This window comes from Pseudoalteromonas sp. APM04, assembly GCF_022809815.1.
GTDB classification, from domain to species: Bacteria; Pseudomonadota; Gammaproteobacteria; order Enterobacterales; family Alteromonadaceae; genus Pseudoalteromonas; species Pseudoalteromonas marina.
In genome coordinates, this window is record NZ_CP094441.1 from 1614079 (window position 1) to 1636306 (window position 22228).

19 protein-coding genes and 1 tRNA gene are annotated in these 22228 nt (G+C 38.6%); 12 read left to right on the top strand and 8 right to left on the bottom strand.

The window, feature by feature from the left end; all coding sequences use genetic code 11:
• Nucleotides 1-27 precede the first annotated feature (27 nt).
• Together MTP24_RS07600 and MTP24_RS07605 are read left to right on the top strand one after the other, a co-directional pair.
• Nucleotides 28-1101, top strand: a complete 1074-nt coding sequence (locus MTP24_RS07600; protein ID WP_243533537.1) for a histidine kinase — start codon at nt 28-30, stop codon at nt 1099-1101.
• Complete coding sequence (locus tag MTP24_RS07605) at nt 1098-1922, top strand: LytTR family DNA-binding domain-containing protein (RefSeq protein WP_243533539.1); 825 nt, start codon at nt 1098-1100, stop codon at nt 1920-1922. The genes MTP24_RS07600 and MTP24_RS07605 overlap by 4 nt, the downstream gene beginning before the upstream one ends.
• Nucleotides 1923-1979: 57 nt before the next feature.
• Here MTP24_RS07605 and pyk read toward each other — a convergent pair whose 3' ends face one another.
• Nucleotides 1980-3416, bottom strand: coding sequence for a pyruvate kinase (gene pyk / locus MTP24_RS07610; RefSeq protein ID WP_243533541.1), 1437 nt, complete (start codon nt 3414-3416; stop codon nt 1980-1982).
• A gap of 378 nt (nt 3417-3794) precedes the next feature.
• Here pyk and gndA point away from each other — a divergent pair, with 378 nt between their 5' ends.
• Nucleotides 3795-5168 (top strand): NADP-dependent phosphogluconate dehydrogenase, encoded by a 1374-nt coding sequence (gndA, locus tag MTP24_RS07615; protein ID WP_039036907.1) that lies wholly within the window; start codon nt 3795-3797, stop codon nt 5166-5168.
• A gap of 65 nt (nt 5169-5233) precedes the next feature.
• On the opposite strand, the gene ansA is transcribed toward gndA, so the two are convergent.
• Both ansA and sppA read right to left on the bottom strand, forming a co-directional pair.
• A complete protein-coding gene (gene ansA, locus MTP24_RS07620; protein ID WP_006794462.1) occupies nt 5234-6244 on the bottom strand; it encodes an asparaginase in 1011 nt (336 codons plus the stop codon).
• An 81-nt stretch (nt 6245-6325) separates the two neighbouring features.
• A complete protein-coding gene (sppA, locus tag MTP24_RS07625; RefSeq protein WP_243533543.1) occupies nt 6326-8191 on the bottom strand; it encodes a signal peptide peptidase SppA in 1866 nt (621 codons plus the stop codon).
• 288 nt (nt 8192-8479) lie between these two features.
• Between sppA and MTP24_RS07630 the strand changes: the two genes are divergently transcribed.
• The 7 genes from MTP24_RS07630 (at nt 8480) to MTP24_RS07660 (ending at nt 13810) form a co-directional block, all read left to right on the top strand.
• Nucleotides 8480-10441, top strand: a complete 1962-nt coding sequence (locus MTP24_RS07630) for an NADPH-dependent 2,4-dienoyl-CoA reductase (RefSeq protein WP_243533545.1) — start codon at nt 8480-8482, stop codon at nt 10439-10441.
• Nucleotides 10442-10530: 89 nt separating this feature from the next.
• Nucleotides 10531-11214, top strand: a complete 684-nt coding sequence (locus MTP24_RS07635) for a DoxX family protein (protein ID WP_006794459.1) — start codon at nt 10531-10533, stop codon at nt 11212-11214.
• Between the two features lie 118 nt (nt 11215-11332).
• Complete coding sequence (locus MTP24_RS07640) at nt 11333-11881, top strand: NAD(P)H nitroreductase (protein WP_006794458.1); 549 nt, start codon at nt 11333-11335, stop codon at nt 11879-11881.
• A gap of 206 nt (nt 11882-12087) precedes the next feature.
• Entirely contained in the window at nt 12088-12465 is a 378-nt protein-coding gene (locus MTP24_RS07645; RefSeq protein WP_006794457.1) for a hypothetical protein, read from the top strand.
• 126 nt (nt 12466-12591) lie between these two features.
• Nucleotides 12592-12682, top strand: a tRNA-Ser gene (locus tag MTP24_RS07650).
• A 51-nt stretch (nt 12683-12733) separates the two neighbouring features.
• A complete protein-coding gene (locus MTP24_RS07655; RefSeq protein ID WP_243533547.1) occupies nt 12734-13120 on the top strand; it encodes a hypothetical protein in 387 nt (128 codons plus the stop codon).
• A gap of 69 nt (nt 13121-13189) precedes the next feature.
• On the top strand, nt 13190-13810 hold the full coding sequence (locus tag MTP24_RS07660) for an FKBP-type peptidyl-prolyl cis-trans isomerase (RefSeq protein WP_006794455.1): 621 nt from the start codon (nt 13190-13192) through the stop codon (nt 13808-13810).
• 245 nt (nt 13811-14055) lie between these two features.
• Here the strand turns inward: MTP24_RS07660 and MTP24_RS07665 are convergent, their stop codons facing one another.
• Together MTP24_RS07665 and MTP24_RS07670 are read right to left on the bottom strand one after the other, a co-directional pair.
• Nucleotides 14056-16452, bottom strand: coding sequence for a TonB-dependent receptor (locus MTP24_RS07665; protein WP_243533548.1), 2397 nt, complete (start codon nt 16450-16452; stop codon nt 14056-14058).
• A gap of 136 nt (nt 16453-16588) precedes the next feature.
• Nucleotides 16589-16975, bottom strand: a complete 387-nt coding sequence (locus MTP24_RS07670; RefSeq protein ID WP_243533550.1) for a YkgJ family cysteine cluster protein — start codon at nt 16973-16975, stop codon at nt 16589-16591.
• A gap of 358 nt (nt 16976-17333) precedes the next feature.
• Between MTP24_RS07670 and MTP24_RS07675 the strand changes: the two genes are divergently transcribed.
• Both MTP24_RS07675 and MTP24_RS07680 read left to right on the top strand, forming a co-directional pair.
• The gene (locus MTP24_RS07675; RefSeq protein ID WP_243533552.1) at nt 17334-17762 is read left to right on the top strand and encodes a tetratricopeptide repeat protein; all 429 of its coding nucleotides are present in this window, start codon (nt 17334-17336) and stop codon (nt 17760-17762) included.
• A gap of 38 nt (nt 17763-17800) precedes the next feature.
• Nucleotides 17801-18400, top strand: coding sequence for a DUF1287 domain-containing protein (locus MTP24_RS07680; protein WP_243533554.1), 600 nt, complete (start codon nt 17801-17803; stop codon nt 18398-18400).
• Nucleotides 18401-18426: 26 nt separating this feature from the next.
• Here the strand turns inward: MTP24_RS07680 and yfaE are convergent, their stop codons facing one another.
• From yfaE to nrdA, 3 genes are all read right to left on the bottom strand, one after another.
• Complete coding sequence (gene yfaE / locus MTP24_RS07685) at nt 18427-18699, bottom strand: class I ribonucleotide reductase maintenance protein YfaE (protein ID WP_010557418.1); 273 nt, start codon at nt 18697-18699, stop codon at nt 18427-18429.
• Nucleotides 18699-19829 (bottom strand): class Ia ribonucleoside-diphosphate reductase subunit beta, encoded by a 1131-nt coding sequence (gene nrdB, locus MTP24_RS07690; protein ID WP_006794448.1) that lies wholly within the window; start codon nt 19827-19829, stop codon nt 18699-18701. Before nrdB ends, yfaE begins: the two co-directional genes overlap by 1 nt.
• A 65-nt stretch (nt 19830-19894) precedes the next feature.
• On the bottom strand, nt 19895-22177 hold the full coding sequence (gene nrdA, locus MTP24_RS07695) for a class 1a ribonucleoside-diphosphate reductase subunit alpha (protein ID WP_008132948.1): 2283 nt from the start codon (nt 22175-22177) through the stop codon (nt 19895-19897).
• Nucleotides 22178-22228 lie beyond the last annotated feature (51 nt).

Below are 22228 nucleotides of genomic sequence, written 5' to 3' on the forward strand. Positions count from 1 at the left end.
GTTACTATTTTGGGGACAGTGTAAATTTTGAATTGGCAATCTTTAATTGATAACCGTCAGCGCTTTTTTTGGCTTTTGCAGATTGCGGGCTGGATAGGGTATGCGCTTGTCAATTACATTGGTTCTAAAGTATTTGAAATGCGTGATATTTACGTATTCGTTATATTATTAAATGCTTATGCTGGCTGTCTTATGACAGTACCTCTTCGCTATATTTACCGTACAGTTTGGAATGCTTCACCTATAGTGCTGATGTTAGTGGTGTTTGGTTCATCTTATGTAACGGGTACATTATGGGCTGTTGTACAAAAATTTAATCTATGGGAAATATATCGCCATGGTTACAGGCCAGAAGAGTGGTTTTATTACCTGCAACAAGGATTGGATTCTGTTTACATTATTTTGTGTTGGAGTGGTTTGTACTTTGGCGTTAAATATTATCAGCTATTGCAAAGTGAACGTCAAAAAGCATTAAAAGCTACCACAATGGCCCACGAAGCCCAATTAAAAATGCTTAGGTATCAGCTTAACCCGCATTTTTTATTTAATACGCTAAATGCAATTTCAACATTAGTTTTGGTAAAAGAAAATAAAGATGCTAACTTAATGGTCTCTAAATTGAGTGACTTTTTAAGATACACATTAAATACTGATCCCATAAAAAAAGTACCACTTGAGCAAGAGTTACATGCATTAAAGCTATACCTTGATATTGAGAGAGTACGTTTTGATGAACGTTTAAAGGTAAACATAGACGTAAGTGAACAAGCAAAACAAGCGCTTGTGCCTAGTCTTATATTGCAACCTATTATTGAGAACGCAATTAAATATGCGATTGCCCACTTATCTGAAGGTGGTGTAATTGATATTAAAGCCCAAGTGTTTGCTAACGAGTTACTCCTTGAAGTGGGAGATAACGGGCCTGGCACAGAATTAGAAAATGGCAAGCTTGTTAACGCACAAGGTGTTGGCATTGCAAATACCAAAGATAGATTAAAAACGCTCTACGAAAATAATTATTCGTTTGTATTATCACATAATACGCCAAGTGGATTAAAAGTTAATCTGCGAGTGCCGTTTGAGAAGGCTGTGAAGAAATGATGAAAATCAGAACGCTTATTGTTGATGATGAACCATTAGCGCGCAAAGGTTTAGATGTAAGACTTTCAGAATTTGATGATATTGAAGTTATTAAATTATGCAGTTCAGGTGCAGATGCAATACAGACGTGTAAAAACGAAAAAATAGATTTAGTATTTTTAGATATTCAAATGCCAGGCATGAATGGTTTTGAAGTTGCTCGCGCGTTAAGTGAAAGCACTAAAGTACTACCTGCAATCGTGTTTGTTACCGCATTTGATCAATTTGCAGTAAAAGCATTTGAAATTCATGCATTGGATTACATTTTAAAACCCGTTGATGATAACAGACTAAAACAGGCGGTAGAAAAAGTGCATACCTATTTAAAAACGCAACAAGACAACGCCCATAAGAAAAAACTCGCGAGTTTTGTAGCTGGCATTACCGGAAATAACTGTGAAGAAATTCTCAAAAAGCTGGCAACCGGTGATACTTTAGCTGATAAACGTTACCCAGAGTCGTTGGCAGTAAAAGAGCAGGGCGAAATTATTCGTGTTCCAGCAGCAACCATTCAATGGGTTGATGCAGCAGGTGATTATATGTGTTTACATTGCCAAGATGGACAAACACATATATTACGTAAAACAATGAAAGAACTTGAGCAAGAGCTCGACCCTCATTTATTTGTTAGGGTTCATCGCAGCGCAATTGTAAATACAAAACAAATCAGTAAATTAGTAACACAGATTAGTGGCGAGTATTTACTTGTTTTAGAAAATGGACAAGAGTTAAAAGTAAGCCGAAGTTACCGAGATAAAGTAAAAGCAGCATTAGCGAGCTAAAATTATAGTTAGAAATAAAAAATGCGAGCTAAGCTCGCATTTTTTTTAAAGCGTTAATTACTCAACAGTAACAATTTTCATTGTATTTGTTGCGCCAACCGTTTCCATTGAATCACCATGCGTTAAAATCACAGTATCACCTGACGCTAATGATCCTTGGGCAACAAGCGTATCTAAAGCTGCTTTAACCATTGCATCTTTTTCTGTTTGTGTTGAATCAAAAAACACAGGGTAAACACCACGATAAAGTGCGGTTTGACCAAGCGTACTAGCATGACGAGATAGTGAGTAGATTGGTAAACCCGAACTAATACGTGACATTAGTTTTGCTGTGCTACCTGATTCAGTAAGCGTTACAATAGCTTTAACAGAGTCTAAATGGTTTGCTGCATACATAGCAGATAATGCAATTGATTCTGCATTATTAGAAAAACGGCTATCTAAACGGTGCTTAGATACGTGTGTTTCTTTTTGTGACTCAGCACCTAAACAAACTCGCGCCATAGTCGCTACAGTTTCTTCAGGGTAATCACCCGCTGCGGTTTCTGCAGAAAGCATTACAGCGTCGGTACCATCAAGCACTGCGTTTGCAACATCCATTACTTCAGCACGTGTTGGCATTGGATTATCGATCATCGATTCCATCATTTGCGTTGCTGTAACAACAGTACGGTTCAATGAACGAGCACGACGAATAATAAGCTTTTGCTTGCCCATTAACGCAGCATCGCCAATTTCTACACCTAAGTCACCACGCGCAACCATAACAGCATCTGAAGCAAGTACAATGTCGTCAATCGCTTCTTGCGTTTCTACAGCTTCAGCACGTTCAATTTTTGCAAGAAGTTGCGCTTTAGAGCCAGCTGCTTCTGCTAAAGAACGAACGTAACGCATATCATCACCACTACGTGGGAAAGATACCGCAATATAATCTACATCGATTTCTGCTGCTGTGATTAAATCTTCTTTGTCTTTATCAGTAAACGAAGGGGCAGTTAATCCACCGCCCAAACGGTTAATCCCTTTATTATTTGATAAAACACCTCCCACTGTAACGGTACAGTGAACTAGATGATCAACTACTTTATCAACTGTAAGTTGAATTAAACCATCATTTAAAAGAAGTAAATCGTTAGGAGATACGTCTTGCGGAAGCTCTTTATAATCGATGCCTACAGCGTTTACATCGCCTTGCCCTTTTTCCATTTTTGCATCAAGAATAAACTTAGCGCCCACTTCTAGGGTTACTTTGCCTTCTTTAAACGTTGATACACGGATTTTAGGACCTTGAAGGTCGGCAAGAATAGCAATATGTTTGTTCAATCGTTTTGCAATATCACGAACTGCTTGTGCACGGTCTTTATGATCTTGAGCCACACCGTGTGAGAAGTTTAAACGTACTACGTTTGCGCCTGCGCGAATAATTTTTTCTAAGTTGTTATCTCTATCGGTAGCGGGCCCAAGGGTAGCGACTATTTTTGTGCGTCTTAGCATCAATTTCTCCTGTGTGCTTGGTGAAAGCAGGTTGACGGTTATTTTGTTTACGATAGATATAGCTTTATAAAGCTATATCTTTAGTTGTAGGCAAAGCTAAAAGAATTGCCACTATTTTATACAAAACTATTGTGTCATCATTATGACACCGGTGTCAAAATGCGTCAATGATCATAATTTTAATTTGCTTTGCTTTTAGTCACCCTTTGCTCGATGATATTTGATATAATTGCGAGGCTTTTATACCTGTAGTGAAATATTACTTTGTATTGGCTCATTGTTAGTATTTTATTACTGTATACGTATAAAGCATGCGGTATTATTGAATGAATACATTGAATTTTCTAACCAAATAGTTGTTACCGAGGAGGACACTAAATGCAAGTTGCATTAGTCGGGTTAGGCGTTATGGGGAAAAATCTTGCCCTAAATTTGATAGAAAAGGGGATAACGCTTGTTGCTTATGACAAAAACCCACATGCGGGTGAAGAGTTAATAAGTTGTGCTAAATCTCAAGGCATGGCTGACAAACTTCACATTGTTTCTGATTTAGGAGACATGGTAAGGCGTTTAGAAGCACCTCGTTCTATTTTATTACTTGTTCCTGCGGGTGAGTTAGTAGATACCGTTTGTAATGAACTGGTAAACGCAGGCGTAGAGTGTGATGATATTATAGTTGATTGTGGTAACAGTAATTATAAAGATGGTATTACGCGTAAACTTAAATACCAAAATAAATTTGAGTTTGCCACCATGGGTATTTCAGGTGGTGCAGAAGGTGCCCGCCATGGCCCAGCAATGATGGCCAGTGGGTCAGAAGGTGGCTGGGAACGTATTGAACCATGGTTTGAAAAAGTAGCTGCAAGTTACAATGGTAGCTCTTGTTTTGCACGTGTTGGCCAATCGGCAAGTGGACACTTTGTTAAAATGGTTCACAACGGCATTGAATATGCACTTATGCAACTCATTGCAGAAATGTATCAATTACTACGCTCAGGAACTAACCGTTCTCCAAAAGAAGTAGCTGCAATATTTGATGAGTGGTCACAAGGGCAGTTAAATAGTTACTTACTTTCTATCTCTAGCCACATATTAACCCTTGAAAATGATAAAAATGAGCCACTAGTCGACCTTATTGATAATAAAGTTGGCGCTAAAGGTACAGGTTTGTGGACTGCACAAAACGCGCTAGAGTTAGGAATTGCAGTGCCATCACTTGTCGCTGCTGTTCAAGCCAGACACCTAACCAATGCCTGCGATACAACCGCTGCACAAGAAATGACGTACGCTTCAAAATCAACCAATATCGTTGATATTGACCTTGAAGAGCTTAAAGATGCATTTACACTGGCTAGTTTACTTGCGTATCGCCAAGGTTTAGCGCTAATTAAAGGCGCATCTCGTACACACCAGTGGAAAGTTGATTTGTCGAAAACATTACAAACTTGGCGTGCAGGTTGTATTATTCGAGCTGACTACCTAGATAGCGTGGCGCAAGGAGTCGAATTTATAGATTCACTCGATAAAGAGGCTAATGCACTACGTAAGATAACAGGACAAGCTGTTATGTCTGGTTTAGCGTTTCCTGTATTAAGCTCTACACAAACTTACTTAGCAACGTTAACAACACCAAGTAATGGGCACCTAGTTCAAGCCCAGCGTGATTATTTTGGTGAGCATGGCATTAAAACCCATAGTGGTGAAACCTGCCATTTGACTGACCTAGTTGAGATTGACGCTAAAGTTCGTTAATTCTTTATTAGACAAAAAGGCACGCTATAAGCGTGCCTTTTTTGATTCTGCAGATGTGTAACTCTTTATCTTGTTAATTCACCACGCATATTATCTTGCATTAAGTGGCGAATAGTCTCGATTTCTAGATTCTGGCTGAATAGGCAATGTAGTTTGGTTAGGCAGGCTTCTAAAGTCATATCATACCCACTAATAACGCCAATATTTAATAATGCGTTGCCGGTTGCATAACCGCCCATATTGACTTGGCCTTTTAGGCATTGTGTTAAATTAACAATAATCATTCCTTTATTACTTGCTTCACTTAAAACAGATAAAAACTTATCGTCTTGAGGTGCATTACCCACGCCAAAGCTTAATAACACTAAAGCCTTAATGTTATCGTTTACAAGGCTCTTCACAACCTCGGTACTTATTCCTGGGTATAAATAAAGTACGCCAATTGGCTGTGGTGTTATTGTGGTTACTTGAAGTTCGTTTTCAACATAAGGACTTAGTTGGCCTTTAATAAGTTGAATATTAATGCCTGATAATGCAAGAGGCTCTAAATTTGGTGAAGCAAAGGCATCAAAACCATCTGCATGTGCTTTAGTAGCTCTATTACCTCTAAATAACTGGTTATTAAAAAACAGACTCACTTCTGCAATTGGGTAATTAGCAGCTAAGTACATTGCATTTAACAAATTAACCTGTCCGTCAGATCGTAGTTGAGAAAGTGGAATTTGCGATCCGGTAACAATAACGGGTTTAGTTAAATTATCAAACATGAATGAAAGTGCGGATGCAGTATAGGCCATGGTGTCTGTACCATGCAGTACAACAAAGCCGTCGTATTGCTGATATTTGCTTTTTATATCATCTGCAATAAGTTGCCAGTGCGCAGGGGACATGTCAGATGAATCAATAAGTGGACAGTATTCGTGAATATCAAATAAGGGCATTTCATCACGATTAAATTCGGCATTGTTCATAACCGTTTCGGTTAAGAAACCTTCTGCGGGAATGTAACCCCGACTTGATTTTTTCATTCCTATGGTACCGCCGGTATAAGCGATATAAATGCGTTTACGTTTCATAAAAAAAGCCCAGTAAAAAAACTGGGCTTAGTATAACCTGTCGCTAGTGTAAATAAAGCAACGAGTGTGAATCACGCATCTTTATTGTGCAACTTTACACTCTAAACAACGAGCGTACACACCCTGTGGATCGTTATAATCCTTGAGGCTTTCAACTTCACTACTCAGTTGTTGAATGACGCTGTTTAAATTAGCTTGTGTTGCTAAAACAGATGGTGCTTTTGTTTGAAGACCCAACATCGATTTCACTGATGCACTTCCAAAAATGTCTTGTAGCATTTTTTCTTGCGGGCTCAAATCTTGTGTGATTGTTTTAACATCGTAGTTTTCTAACTTAGCAAGGGCGGCTGCAGCATCAATTGCATCTTGCTTATCACCTAGCTTATCAATTAATCCCAGTTCAAGTGCTTGAGAAGCAATCCAAACTCGACCTTGCGCAATTGCATCAACTTCCTCAGGCGTCATGCCTCGAGCCTGAGCTACAACATTCAAAAATCGACCGTAAGCCTCTTCAACACTCATTTGAATAACTTGAGCCATTTTTTCGTTAAGTGGGCGAGTGACAGAAAAACCTGCCATTTCGGTGGTTGCAACACCATCAGAATACACCCCAATTTTTGATAATGTATTTTCAAATGTCATAAATGTACCAAATACACCAATCGACCCTGTAATCGTACTTGGTGCAGCCCAAATTTCGTTTGCAGCAGATGCAATCCAGTAACCGCCAGATGCCGCAACAGAACTCATTGATGCGATAACAGGTTTACCGGCTGCTTTTAGAGCTAATACCTCTGCGCGAATAACTTCAGATGCGAACATACTACCGCCACCTGAATCAATACGAAGTACCACTGCTTTTACTTTATCATCAAGTCTTGCTTTACGAAGAAGGGCAGCGGTAGAGTCACCACCAATTTCGCCCGCTCTGCGCTCACCATCTACAATTGTTCCTCTCGCTACAACAACCGCTACTTTCTCAGTAATTGGGTTATCAAAAACGACAGGAGGCTTAACCAGGCTCAGGTATTGACGAAACGATACGTGTTTAAATGTTTTACCATCTTCTTGCGCACCCACTAAATCTATCAATTGTTGGCGTATTTGCTGAGTTGTTTTAAGCGAATCAACCCATTGATTATCGAGTGCATATTTACCAGCATCACCGTTAGCCGCTTGCATTTTTTCTAGGTAAACATCCATAGTTTCATCAAAGTTTGACTCATCGAATGGACGTACAGCAGAAACATCTTGCTTATATTCATTCCAAAGTGCACCTAACCATACACGGTTTGCTTCTTTAGCCGCATCAGACATATCGTTACGGATAAAGGGTTCAACAGCTGATTTAAATGTACCTACTCTAAAAATATGCTGTGTTACTTCTAGCTTTTCTAGTGCGTCTTTAAAATACAGTGGGTACATGCCGTAACCTTCAATAGCTACGCTTCCATACGGATGCATCGCTATTTCGTCAGCATGTGCAGCAATGTAATACTGCGCTTGCGTGTAGTAGTAACCTGTAGCGATTACTTTTTTACCAGCCTGTTTGAAGCCTTCAATAGCGTTGGTAATTTGTTTAAGTTTATTTAAATGCGCTTTAGGCATTTCTTGTAAATCAAGAAGTAGTACACTAATACGACTATCTTTTGCTGCTTCGTTTATGACTTCAACAACATCATCGAGTAAAATCTCACTTGGCTCGTCGTTACCTGATGTTGCGTCATTTAAAGCCGCTTCAATAGGATCTACATATAACTTTTCTTCAACCAATGGACCATTTAGGTTCAACCTAAGAACAGAGCCTTCCTCTACAATAATTTTATCATCATCGCTTGATATACCTGCAATAAATACAATAACAAGTAGCACAAACAAAAAGTTGATTATTAATCGACGAGAAAAGTTTATTCCAGCCCAAATACCTTTGAAAATTTTTGCTATCAAAATAGCTCCTTAATTTGGTACAGCTAATACATTTGTTTCATCTTATCCTAGAATAAATATAAATTTAACTGCTAAATCGTAACGAAGTGTTTATAAATACGTTCAAGCTACCGAAAACAATGGATTTATTATGCTATACACGCTCGCATTAAATAGTAATTTTGAGATGAGTACGTATTTTAAGCGTGTCTTAAGTATTAATTAAATACATGCAAATATTGCTTATTCGTTATCATTAAAGCAGAATTAGTGAATCTACACAGGTTAGACCAGTTAATGGGGCATGAGATGTTAGAACAACAACTACAATTAAAACACACACAATTACGAAACAGATTAGTTATGGGCTCAATGCATACGGGCCTCGAAGAGGGATGGCATAACAGAAAACGTTTACGTGCATTTTATGAAGCCCGTGCAAAAGGCGGCACAGCCATGCTCATTACCGGTGGCTATAGCCCGAACCTGCGAGGCAAGTTAACGCCAATATCGTCTTCTTTTAACAGTTATTATGATGTTTTTAAGCATCGCGCATACACAGACGCTGTTCATAAACATGGTGGGAAAATTTGTTTACAGTTACTGCATGCGGGTCGGTATGCTTATCATCCTTTCAATCAGGCACCTAGTGCTATTCAGGCTCCAATTAATCCCTACAAGCCTAAAGAAATGTCACTGAGCTCAATTAAAAAAACGATTAAAGACTTTGCGCACTCTGCTTATATGGCTGAAAAAGCTGGGTATGATGGCGTTGAGGTAATGGGGTCTGAAGGTTATTTGATTAATGAATTCATGGCGCCACACACAAACAAACGCGAAGACGAATTTGGTGGATGCCTTGAAAACAGAATGCGCCTAGCGCTTGAAATAGTCAAAGCGGTTAGGGCTAAAGTATCTGATAAATTTTTAATTATATTTAGACTGTCGGTTATGGATCTAATCCCTGATGGGTCCACTCCTGATGAAGTGGTTATTCAAGCCACTGAGCTTGAAAAAGCCGGGGTTGATATTTTTAATACGGGTATTGGCTGGCATGAAGCGCGCGTTCCTACGATTGCTAGTATGGTTCCACCAGGAGCCTTTAAAGAAGCGTCTAAGCGCTTAAAAAGTGTTGTTAGCGTTCCAGTCATTGCAGTAAACCGTATTAATACACCTGACATTGCAAATGACATTTTAAATGCAGGTGAAGCCGACCTCATATCAATGGCTAGACCTTTATTAGCTGATCCTGAGTTTTTTAATAAATATCAAAACGATCAAACAAAACAAATTAACATTTGTATTGGCTGTAACCAAGGCTGTTTAGATCATGTATTTAAAAATAAACGTGCAACCTGCTTGGTTAATCCTCAAGCGGCTTTTGAGCTTGATTACCCGCTCAATAAAGCGACAAACTCAAAAAATGTACTTGTTGTGGGCGCAGGCCCTGCTGGCTTATCCGCAAGTTGTTATTTGGCTCAAAAAGGTCATAAGGTCACTTTGATTGACCAAAAAGCGCAAATGGGTGGCCAATTTAATTTAGCCATGCAAATACCTGGCAAAGAAGACTTTAATCATACACTGGCATACTTTATTAATGAGCTAGAACGTTTAGATGTAGCGGTTAAACTCGAAACGTCATACAACGAGTCAATGCTGACACAGTACGACGATATTGTATTTGCAACGGGTGTTCGCCCACGTGAGGCGTCAATTAAATGTGGTGATAACAAACGCGTATTTGCATACGATGAAGTAATTCGTGGCGAAGTCGAGTTAGGCAACTCTATTGCCATTTTAGGTGCTGGCGGCATTGGTTTTGATATGGTGGCATTTTTAAGTGAACATAAATCACAAACCATTGATGAGTTTAAAACGCAGTGGGGAATTGAATGTGAACCGAAGCCACACAAAGACGAGCGTCAGTTGTACATGTTAAAAAGAAGCGCTGGCCGATTTGGTAGTGAACTTGGAAAAACAACAGGTTGGATCCATCGTCAAGTAGCTAAGCAGCATGGTGTAAAACAAATTGCAGATTGTCAGTATCAAAGCTTTGATAGCAAGGGTTTAACTATTACAGTTGGTGGTGAAACTCAGGTTTTACCGGTCGACACTGTTATTGCGTGTATTGGTCAAGTTTCAAATGATGAAGTTGTAAAGCCTCATGCTGAAAACGCTAAAGTACACGTTATTGGTGGCGCTAAACTCGCTGCTGCAATTGATGCTAAGCGCGCTATTTTTGAAGCCCTTCAAATAGCGAGAAGTATTTAACCTTTCGACAAGTTGAAATAGTTTGGTAATTCATGCGGTCTTGGTTGTTTATAGTCTATAACTAAATAAACATTAAACACAGGATACGCATGAACACACTGACTCGCTTCTATGTAGCTGCAATAGGTAAACTATCATTTTTAGATGGGTTACCTCCTTTACTTTTTAGATTAATTTTAGCCCCTGTGATGATTATCGCGGGTTATAATAAGCTCGCCATCAGCGGCGATGCTACTGGCTTTTTCAATAATTTATTAGCATCACCTGATGTTGTGCAATGGTTTGGAAATAGTGAATGGGGCTTGGGTTTACCGTTTCCCGACTTACTTGCATTTTTAGCTGGTTGGAGCGAATTTTTGGGAGGTTGGTTTTTATTATTAGGCCTATTGACTCGCCTCGTAAGTATTCCTCTAATGTTTACTATGGTTGTTGCTGCAACATCAGTGCATTGGCACAACGGCTGGTTTGCAATTGCTCCGACTAACCCTGACACGAGTGCAGCTCAGGTACTTGATTGGTTGTCTATACCCGGCGCCAAAGAAAGTCTTGAAAACTCAGTTGAAGTACAAGAGCGAATTGGCAAAATACGATCAATAGTCGATGAGCATGGGTTTGTAGATTACCTGTACGAAAAAGGTAAACCTTCAATTTTAAATAATGGGATAGAATTTGCTGCCATTTATTTCGCAATGCTCCTGAGTTTATTTTTCACCGGAGGTGGGCGTTTTGTAAGCGTTGATTATTGGCTCAGAAGAAGTGTCTTTAAAGAGTAAATTTAACGTAAGTTTATATACGCCAGCAAAAATTATTTTTTGCTGGCGTTTTTATTTCAATATTTATCAACACAGACTTAAAATGTTACCCTAGCGTTTTAAATATCGAGAAATAATTATGGACGCTATTGAGCTTTTATTAACTCGCCAATCCGACTCAAAACTAACAGAGCCTGGCCCATCAATTGAGCAGCTTAATATTATTAAACAAGCTGCACTTCGTGTCCCCGATCATGGTTGCATAGCGCCATGGCAATTTATTGTTGTTGAAGGGCAAGCGCGTGAAAAGTTAGGGTCGATTTACCACGAGAGTGCTGTGGCAGAGCAACAAGAAGATAAAGTTATAAACCGAGCTAAAGAATTACCGCTTCGTGCTCCAATGATCATCATTGCCATTGCTAAATATCAACAACATCCTAAAGTTCCTCGTATCGAGCAAGTGCAAAGCGCAGGGTGTAGCGTACTTGCAATGCAACAAGCCGCATTTGCACAAGGGTTAGGGGGTATTTGGCGCACGGGTTATTTTGCACAAAGTAATGCGGTTAAGCTAGCGCTTAATTTAAACGAGTTAGATGAAATTGTGGGTTACTTGTATATAGGTACACCTGCCGTCGATTGTAAAAAATCTCCAAGACATAAACCGGAAACTTATTTTACGGATTTATAAATAAGTGTGAACTTTTACATACATATAGGGTCACTTATAATTGAGTGTAAATTTTAACCACTGATTATTATTGTCAGTGAGAAACTGCAAGAAGGGCATGGATGCTAAATAACTTGATAATTCTTCTGCAGATTGTTTTTTAATCGGTTGTTTTTTGATAATGTATGGAGAGTCTCAAAATAATAACGATAAAGAAGACTTAAATTATGGGAAATTTATTTTTACGTGAAAAAGAAAACTGGCTCGCTTGGTCAATTTGGGGGCTTTTAGGTGCGTTTGTTACGTTATATGTAGCAATGAGTACAAATGCTGCCCCTTTTATTGCCGGTTCAGCCGTCAGTGTATTGGTACTACTTACTTGGTGGATGCAACAATCTAAACGATTTGATTTTGGACGTGCATTTAAAGTGTGTTGTTATGTACTTATGTTGAGTATTCTGCCTACTTTTATGTTTGTCATTGTGCCAAGTGACGACTTAAACCGTTTTGATTTAATTTTTCAAGGGGTTACTTTTTTCTCATTGAGCTTGTTGGTTTGCTTAGTGTGTTCTTGGATTGCGCGTAGGCCTAAACAGTATTATTAGTAACCGCTATTTTTAAAATCTTAAAATGAATAAGTGATAGTTTTTTTACGCTACTAGATTAAATTTTATTTTTTTACATTTAAAGCTTTACAAATATCTCGATAACCCATATTATTCGCGCCGTACGGAGAGATGGCAGAGTGGTCGAATGCACCGGTCTTGAAAACCGGCATAGGTTTGTAGCCTATCTAGGGTTCAAATCCCTATCTCTCCACCATTATTTAAAAAACCGCCTTATGGCGGTTTTTTGCTATCTGGGGTTTGATAAATGACAGACAAAGCAACTATTCCTATGAGTGCACAGCTTTTAAAACACATTCTTTTATGGATCGTGTTTGGTTACTGTTACCAAAGCGGCATGAGCGTACTAATTAAAATGGCAGCCGATGCACAACCAGAACACCCATTAATTACAGCGTTTGCATATGGTGTAGGTTTTAATATTTTAGTGGCCCACTTAATTACTAAGTACGATACAAAATGGCCCATAGTTGCCTCAGTTTTTATTGGTGTAGTTGGATTAGTCGCTGTACCAATTATTATTGGCGGCACCGATAGTTTATTAACTTTTTCATTGCTTGCCGGATTTTTATTCAGTTTGATACTTAGTTGCTTTATTGTTGGTCTGTTAAAGGTAAAACTCAATAAAAACTAGCACCAAACGTGCGTTATTTTGTGATAGCATACTCATGTCTTTTAACTAACAAAACGTGAAAAACACATTATGTCAGATAATTTTACTACAGATGCTGAAAAAGCAAGTTACGGTATTGGCTTACAAATGGGTGAGCAACTTAAGTCTAATCCTTTTGAAGGCTTAAACCTAAATTCAGTGTTTGAAGGCATGAAAGATGCGTACGCAGGTAGCGCTTTTCAAGTTGAGATCCCAGAGATCCAAGCTGCATTTGAAAAAGTTAACGAAGAGATTCAAGCTCGTCGTGAAGAAGAGTCAAAAGTACTTTCTGCTGAAGGTATTGCATTCTTAGAAGAAAACGCAAAACGTCCTGAAATCACTGTTACTGAGTCTGGTCTTCAATATGAAGTATTAGCAACAGGTGAAGGCGAAAAGCCAACTGCTGAGTCTACAGTACGTGTTGATTACCACGGTACATTAATTAACGGTACAGTATTTGATAGCTCTTACGAGCGCGGTCAACCAGCTGAATTCCCAGTAGGTGGCGTGATCAAAGGTTGGACTGAAGCTTTACAAATGATGCCAGTAGGCACTAAATGGCGTATTTACGTTCCTCATGAGCTAGCTTATGGTGAACGTGGTGCAGGTGCTGCAATTGCACCTTTCTCAACGCTTGTATTTGATGTTGAGCTACACGAAATCCTTTCTTAATAGTCGTTATTAAGTTAGTTAAAAAACCGCGCTTATTATTAGCGCGGTTTTTTTGTGCCTATAAAAATTACCTTTAATTATTGTCAGGCAATACGCATAGTCACTTTTAAAATGATTAACGCCAAACGCCAAACGCCAAACGCCAATTACAAAGCAAGTCATTAAAAAAAACCGCATTTAAAAATGCGGTTTCAAAAGGGAGTTATTAATTAAACACTTTAATCTCAAAGCATAGCTTTTAATGATTAAAAGTAGCCGCGAACACCCAAGCGAATATTTCTACCTGGAAGAGGGGCTTTATCTTTTATAAATGAGGTATGAACAAACCCAAGCTCATCAGTCAGGTTATCAACATTTATATAAAATTGAGCATCAACAGCACCTAACCCTAATTGGTAGTTAGCTTGAGCATCAAATAACGTATAACCATCCGTTTGGCTTTCAAACGCAGTGATATCATTTTGATCGAAGTAATGTGTGCCAGTTAACGTTAGTTGTAGGTTACCTAAATCATACTGTAACTCAGAGCCTAACTTATTTGCTGGTATACGCGGCAAGTTGCCTTCATTACTTTTAAGTTTAGCGCGGGTAGAGTCACCAAATACTTTAACCATTGTGTTTGGTGTAATTTGGTAGTGTGCATCGAACTCAAATCCATAGAGCTCTGCATCTTTACTTTTAAATTGGTAAACAGCCACTGCATCGTCGTGTGCACCAACAGCTGATTCTAAACCCTCTTCTTCATCGTAAACTAAGCCCGTATTTTCTTGTAAATAGAAATTTTTAATATCGTTATAGAAAAAGTTTACAGTGTAACCAAAATCTCCGCTAAAGCGTCTAAAGCTTAAATCAAGGTTAGTTGATTTTTCTTGTTTAATGTCCTCAGGTTCAAAGTGGGCTTCGTTATCTTCGATGTGGTAACCTAAGCCAAGTTCGTAAGTACCTGTTGCAATGTGTAGACCATTAGATAACAGCTCAGCAGAAAGCGGCGCACGCTCAGAATGAGATAGACTCAGTGCTAAACTTTGTCCTGGCGTATATTGCCAAATAGCCCCTGCAGATGCACTTACGTTAGTAAAGCTTTCACTGTAGGCAATTATCTCTTCTTCATGTTCTTCTTCATGTTCTTCTTCAACTTCTTCATCATGGTCATGATGATGCTCAGCTGAAGATATATTACTTTCAATTTTGTAATCTTCAATACGAGCTCCAAGCTCTAAAGTTACATCACCAAACACGCGTTCTTCTAACACATAAAGTGCATTTGAGGTTGTTATACTGGCTGGAGTAAATGCTTCATCACCAATTGCGTCGTAGTCAGAATCGCTGTAATGATAGCCTAACATACCATGCCAGTCCGCGAACTTATGTTCTACGTTTAAACGCGCTTCGGTAGTTTTATTAGTGAACGTGGTACCAATTTCACCATCTTCAATTTCACTGTGTGAATAGTCTGTATAACCTATACGTAGGTTGATTGTCTCTATCCAGTTATTGTGAAGCGCATAGCTGACTAAGCCTTGCCAACGGTCTTGCTCTAGCTGTGCAAAAACAGCTTCTTCGCCTTCTTTTTCATCCTCATGTTCTGCATGTTCTTCTTCAGTTTCACCTTCGTGATCATGCTCATGATGATGTTCATGTCCAGGTATTCCATAGTCAGTTTCTATACTACCGTAAGAAAATCCAACAGTAAGGTGCTCGCTAACGTAGCTAGTACCAAAATTTAGTGTTTCGCTATCAATAAACGTGTTTTTTACTGAGTTTTCAGTTTCTATGTCGCCATCTTCGTCAGTTACTGTAAATGTAGGCGTTTCATAGTCATCGCCACTGCGTTTAGTCCCATCAAAATGAAAGTTAAATCCGTCATTTCCTGTTTCTAGTTTTGCGGCCACGGTATTTGAGTTAGAAACCGTGTCATGGCTGTACTCAGCGGCACCGGTTAAATCATCTAAATTACTCGTTGGAATACGGTTATCAACCACATTTACCACACCACCAATTGCACCTGAGCCATACAAAAGTGTACTTGGTCCACGAAGTACTTCAATTTGTTCAGCTGCTAAGCTGTCGCTTGAGGTTGCATGGTCTGGTCCAATGCGCGATGCATCACTAGCATCTAATCCGTTTTGGGTGATTTTAACGCGAGGACCATCTAAACCTCGAATAATAGGGCTTGAGGATACAGGGCCAAAGTAGCTTGCATTAACACCAGGTAAACCTTTTAGTGTTTCGCCAAGTGTTGTTTTAGATTTATTTCTTAACTCATCACCCGACAGAACGCTTACCGGTGAAATCATTTCTAAGCTGCTTTTGTGTAGCGCAGATGCATAAACCACAACGGTTTCAACCGAGGTTGGTAAAAGTGAAACCGTGACATTGTTTGACGATTCAGTAACCGTTATTCTTGAATCTACGTAGTTGTCTTTACTGATATGAAGTTGGCTGTTAGCGTCAATTTCAATTGAGAATTCGCCAAGCTCATTACTTTTTATAGTTTGATTTTTTCCATGAACATGAATGGAAGCGTTTTCAATAGGTTGATTTTTATCGTTTATTACCTTACCTGTTATTGTTGCAGCTAGGGCGGATTGGGTGCATAAAACCGATAAAATGGCAGAAGAAATTAATGTTAACTTTGTCATTAGTAAATTATTTGGTGATTACATGTTGTGATATAATATAACAGTTCATAATTTTTGAATCAACAATGTTATACTATAACTTTTGCATTTGCGTTTAATCAACTAAAAATGATGATAAATCACTCAGGTTGGTATTTTATCTGCTATCAATCATTAGTACATCAAGCTTGTATTGTGCACGTTTTTGGTTTTTTAAGTCAGTAGGCTCTAGCATTTCACATTCGTCACGTAGCATTTCGGCTATTAGGCTAGGGTATTGGCGGCAATCTTCAGGTCGGTCTAGGTAAATATTACATATGAATTTATCGCGAGCACCTTCATCTTTTTTAGGTTCAATTGCTAAAAAAGGGCAGTTATTTAATTTATCACCTGTGTTCGGATCAAACCAAATTTTATTGTTTTGTACATATTGATAAATTTCGGGATTAAAGAGCGCCCACATTTCAATTTCTTCTGATGATACATCGAGGTCACCACCACCATATTTGGTACAGCACTTACCACACTGGTTACACTCTTTCATGATTTATTCATCTTTATATAATTTTTACAATTATTAGTTTAACAGCTCGTGTTAAATTGTTTGAAATTATTATTTTTTATTAACCCTAAGCATTTAAGTTTATAGCCTGAAAGAGCTTACCAAATATTATTTTTCGTTCTGATATTTACAAATCCACAATAGTTAAGTCTTTTAGAGCGCTCTACTATCTATAAAATAGGTAAACCTTATCAAAAATACATTTTTAGCTACTGCCCCTGGAGTTAAATCGTTTGCTATACACTTTAATGTTGTATGATCGGCCTAAGGGCATATTTAATGAGCCATTTAAATTTATATTTTGCTATTTTAAGCATAAATACATTAGGGGTGATAAGTAATGATGAATACAAAAGTATACAAAGCGGTACATGATTTGGCTGAAGAATTAATGAGTGCGGCGAATAAAAATGATCGCAAACGCTTTGAGTTACTTTTTTCTAAACTAAAAGCAATTTGTGAAGAAAACGAAAATACCTCTAAAGATCATCCTGTTCAGTGGGAAACACTGGCTGATTTTACAGAAGAGTTAGAAGATGCTATTACTACCTACGAGAAGGCACTAGCAAAATCTATTGCTATTAATAATAAAGACCATATGTCGTCGGTTGCTTTTTCTATGGCGACACTACAACTTGAGATGGGCCAAAAAGAAGAGGCTATAAAAAATCTTCAAAGTGCCAAAGTCAGTGCAAATAAAATAGAAGACAAAGTACTTAAAGCAGAGATTCATGACTTGTTAGAGTCACTTGTTGAAGAAGAAGGCTAATTAAAGCTTTGGCGTATAGCGTTTTTAAAAGGGTGATTATGTTTAAATACGGTTTATATTTATTTACGTTTTTACCTTTTTGTTCGTTTGCTAACTCTTTCAATCAGCAAATATCCGCAGCTCTGATTGAAAGAACAACACACAATATTACTTATGACGGCAGTTATTATTCAATGACCTATCCCGGTGGTGATGTACCAAGTAATATTGGTGTGTGTACCGATGTTATTATTCGCGCTTACAGCCAATTGGGTGTGGATTTACAACAAAGAGTACATGAAGATATTCGAGCAAATTTTGTGATGTATCCGTCTGAGCGAATTTGGGGTTTAAAAAAACCTGATAAAAATATCGACCACAGGCGTGTACCTAACCTTCAAGTATTTTTTAAGCGTCAAGGCACAGAGTTAACTATTTCAAGTAACTCACGTGATTATAAAGTTGGTGATATAGTTACTTGGATGTTACCCGGTAACTTACCCCATATAGGCATGGTTGTTACGGAAGCTTTAAGCAGCGCCGAGAATGTTCAAATTGTACATAATATAGGGCGAGGACCAGAAATAAGCGAAATGCTATTTGATTATAAGATTACTGGTCATTATCGTTTTACTAATAAACATTATAATGCCCAGTAAAGATGGGGCTGTTATAAAGCTATTAATTATTTTAGATTAATACTTATATTGCCGTTTGGCTTGCTACAGCATAAAAGTATTTCACCATCACGAACAAACGCGAGTGGCTCTTCATTATATTTAACATTGCCAGATACTAAAGTTGCTCTGCAAGCACCGCAGTAGCCTTCACGACATTGATAAGCAACGTCTATTTTTTGAGATTCTAAGCAGTGTAAAAGAGAAGGGCAGCCAGGGCTATATTCAATGCGCTGGCTGTTTTCTGCAAGTGTAACACTTGCAGTCGTTTCGTTATTCATTATAAGTCAAAGTCACCAAATTCAGCAGCATCAACTTGTGAATCTATTTGACCTACAAGGTATGAACTAATTTCTGCCTCTTGTGGTGCAACCTGAACATTATCAGACACTAACCATGAGTTGATCCATGGGATAGGGTTACTGTTGTTTTCAAATTGGGCTGGCAAACCAATAGCAGTCATACGTGCGTTAGTAATATATTCAACATACTGACATAAAATATGCTTGTTTAAGCCAATCATAGAGCCATCTTTGAATAGGTACTCTGCCCATTCTTTCTCTTGCTCGGCAGCTTGTACAAACATTTTAATTGCTTCATCGCGACATTGAGCTGCAACGATTGCCATTTCTGGATCGTCTTTGCCGTCTTGCATGATATTTAAAATATGCTGTGTACCCGAAAGATGAAGTGCTTCGTCACGTGCAATTAGTTTAATTATCTTAGCGTTACCTTCCATAAGTTCACGCTCAGCAAATGCAAATGAACAAGCAAAGCTGACATAAAAACGAATTGCTTCAAGAATGTTTACCGACATCATAGCGAGGTAAAGTTTCTTTTTCAGCTCGAATAAGTTTACAACCACTGTTTTACCGTTGATTTCATGCTTGCCTTCACCGTAAAGGTTGTAAAGTGAAACAGAGTTAATTAAATCATCGTAATAAGTTGTTACTGCATCAGCGCGCTCGCTAATTTTATCGTTGCTAACTATGTCATCAAAAATAAGCTCTGGTGATTGTGTTACGTTACGAATAATGTGCGTGTATGAACGGCTGTGAATTGTTTCACTAAATGCCCACGTTTCTATCCAGGTTTCAAGTTCTGGGATAGACACGATAGGTAGTAGCGCAACGTTAGGAGAGCGGCCTTGTACACTATCAAGCAGTGTTTGATATTTTAAGTTACTTAAAAATATGTGCTTTTCATGCTCTGGTAGCGCCTGAAAATCTAAACGGTCTTTACTCACATCTACTTCTTCTGGTCGCCAAAAGAAAGACAGTTGCTTTTCAATTAACTTTTCAAAAATAGGATATTTTTGTTGATCGTAACGCGATACGTTAACGGTCTGGCCAAAAAACATTGGCTCTTGCATTTGGTTATTATGATTACGACTAAAAGTAGTATAAGACATGTTTATCACTCAAAAAACTATCAGAACAAAGCGGGCTGCATGCCCGCTTAAGATAAAATTAACGACTATATTTTACACGCGCCGCCTGCACAATCGTCATCTTCCACTTCTGGAGTGTCGTCTTGTGCATCAGATGCGCCATCACGGGTATTATGGTAATACAACGTTTTGACCCCCAATTTGTAGGCGCTAAGTAAGTCTTTTAATAAGACTTTCATAGGTACTTTACCGCCTTCAAATTTATTTGGATCATAATTTGTGTTTGCAGAAATAGTTTGGTCAACAAATTTTTGCATGATACCGACAAGCTGTAAGTAACCATCATTAGAAGGAATGTCCCAAAGTAACTCATAGTTGTCTTTCAAACGTTCGTACTCAGGTACAACTTGTTTTAAAATACCATCTTTACTTGCTTTAACACTAATGTGACCGCGTGGCGGCTCGATACCATTTGTTGCGTTCGAGATTTGCGATGACGTTTCTGATGGCATTAATGCGCTTAGTGTTGAGTTACGCATACCGTGTTCTTGTATGCTCTTACGCAGTGCATCCCAATCAAGGTGCAGTGGCTCATCACAAATTTTATCTAAGTCTGTTTTATACGTATCTGTTGGCATAATGCCTTGAGAATACGTTGTTTCGTTAAACTTAGGACATGCACCACGTTCTTTTGCAAGTTCGTTTGACGCTTTCATCAAGTAGTATTGAATAGCTTCGAATGTTTTATGTGTTAGTGCATTTGCACTGCCGTCTGAATAACGCTTACCATTTTTAGCTAAGTAGTAGGCATAGTTGATTACACCTATTCCTAACGTACGACGTCCCATTGTTGCGTTTTTGGCAGCTGGTACTGGGTAGTCTTGGAAGTCGAGTAAGTTATCGAGTGCACGTACTGCTAGCTCCGCAAGCTCTTCTAGTTCATCTAGAGACTCAAGCGCACCTAGGTTGAAAGCAGACAATGTACATAATGCAATTTCGCCTTCTTCGTCGTTAACGTTGTTAAGTGGTTTAGTCGGTAATGCAATTTCTAAACACAAGTTAGACTGACGTATTGGCGCAACTTTCGCTATAAACGGGCTATGTGTATTACAGTGATCTACATTCTGTAAGTATATGCGGCCAGTACTTGCACGCTCTTGAGCAAACACAGAGAACAATTCAATGGCTTTAATACGCTTTTTACGAATTGACTCGTCTTGTTCGTATTTAACATATAAGGCATCAAATTCGTCTTGATCTTCAAAAAACGCATCGTAAAGACCTGGCACGTCTGATGGGCTAAATAACGTGATGTAATCGTCTTTAATCAAACGAGAATACATTAACTTATTAAACTGTACGCCGTAATCTAAATGACGAACACGGTTGTCATCAACACCACGGTTATTTTTAAGAACTAAAAGGTTCTCTACTTCTAAATGCCATAGCGGGTAGAATAGGGTTGCTGCGCCGCCGCGAACACCACCTTGCGAACAACTCTTAACAGCTGTTTGAAAGTGCTTGTAAAAAGGGATACAACCAGTGTGGTATGCTTCGCCATTACGAATATGGCTTCCTAATGCACGGATACGACCAGCATTAATACCGATACCAGCACGCTGAGAAACGTATTTTACAATAGCTGACGATGTTGCATTGATTGAATCAAGGCTGTCGCCACATTCAATAAGTACGCAAGAGCTAAATTGACGAGTAGGCGTACGTACACCAGCCATGATTGGCGTAGGCAATGAAATTTTAAATAACGATACCGCGTCGTAAAAACGTTTTATATATGAAACTCGTGTTTCTCGTGGGTAATCTGCAAATAAGCTTGCAGCCACTAAAATATATAAAAACTGTGCGCTTTCATAAATCTCACCCGTTACACGGTTTTGAACTAGGTATTTACCTTCTAATTGCTTAACTGCAGCGTAACTAAAATTAAGATCGCGTGAGTGGTCAAGGTATTCGTCTAATTCGTCAAATTCTTGCTCTGTATAATCAGCAAGTAAGTGAGCATCGTAACGTTTATCACTCACCATTTTTGTTACGTGATCAAATAAACGTGGAGGCTCGAATTGACCGTATGCTTTTTTACGTAAGTGGAATACAGCTAAACGCGCAGCAAGATACTGGTAATCAGGTGATTCTTTAGAAATCTGATCGGCAGCCGCTTTGATAATCGTTTCGTGAATATCTTTTGTACGAATACCATCATAAAATTGAATATGTGACTTTAATTCAACCTGTGAAACCGAAACGTTATTTAAACCTTCGGCGGCCCATTCTATAACGCGATGGATCTTATCAAGATCAAGAGGCTCTTTGCGCCCGTCACGTTTGCTTACAGATAACTGTTGGTTCATAGCTTTGCCTGTATTCCTTGGGGATAATGTATTTTTGACCAATGTTGTACG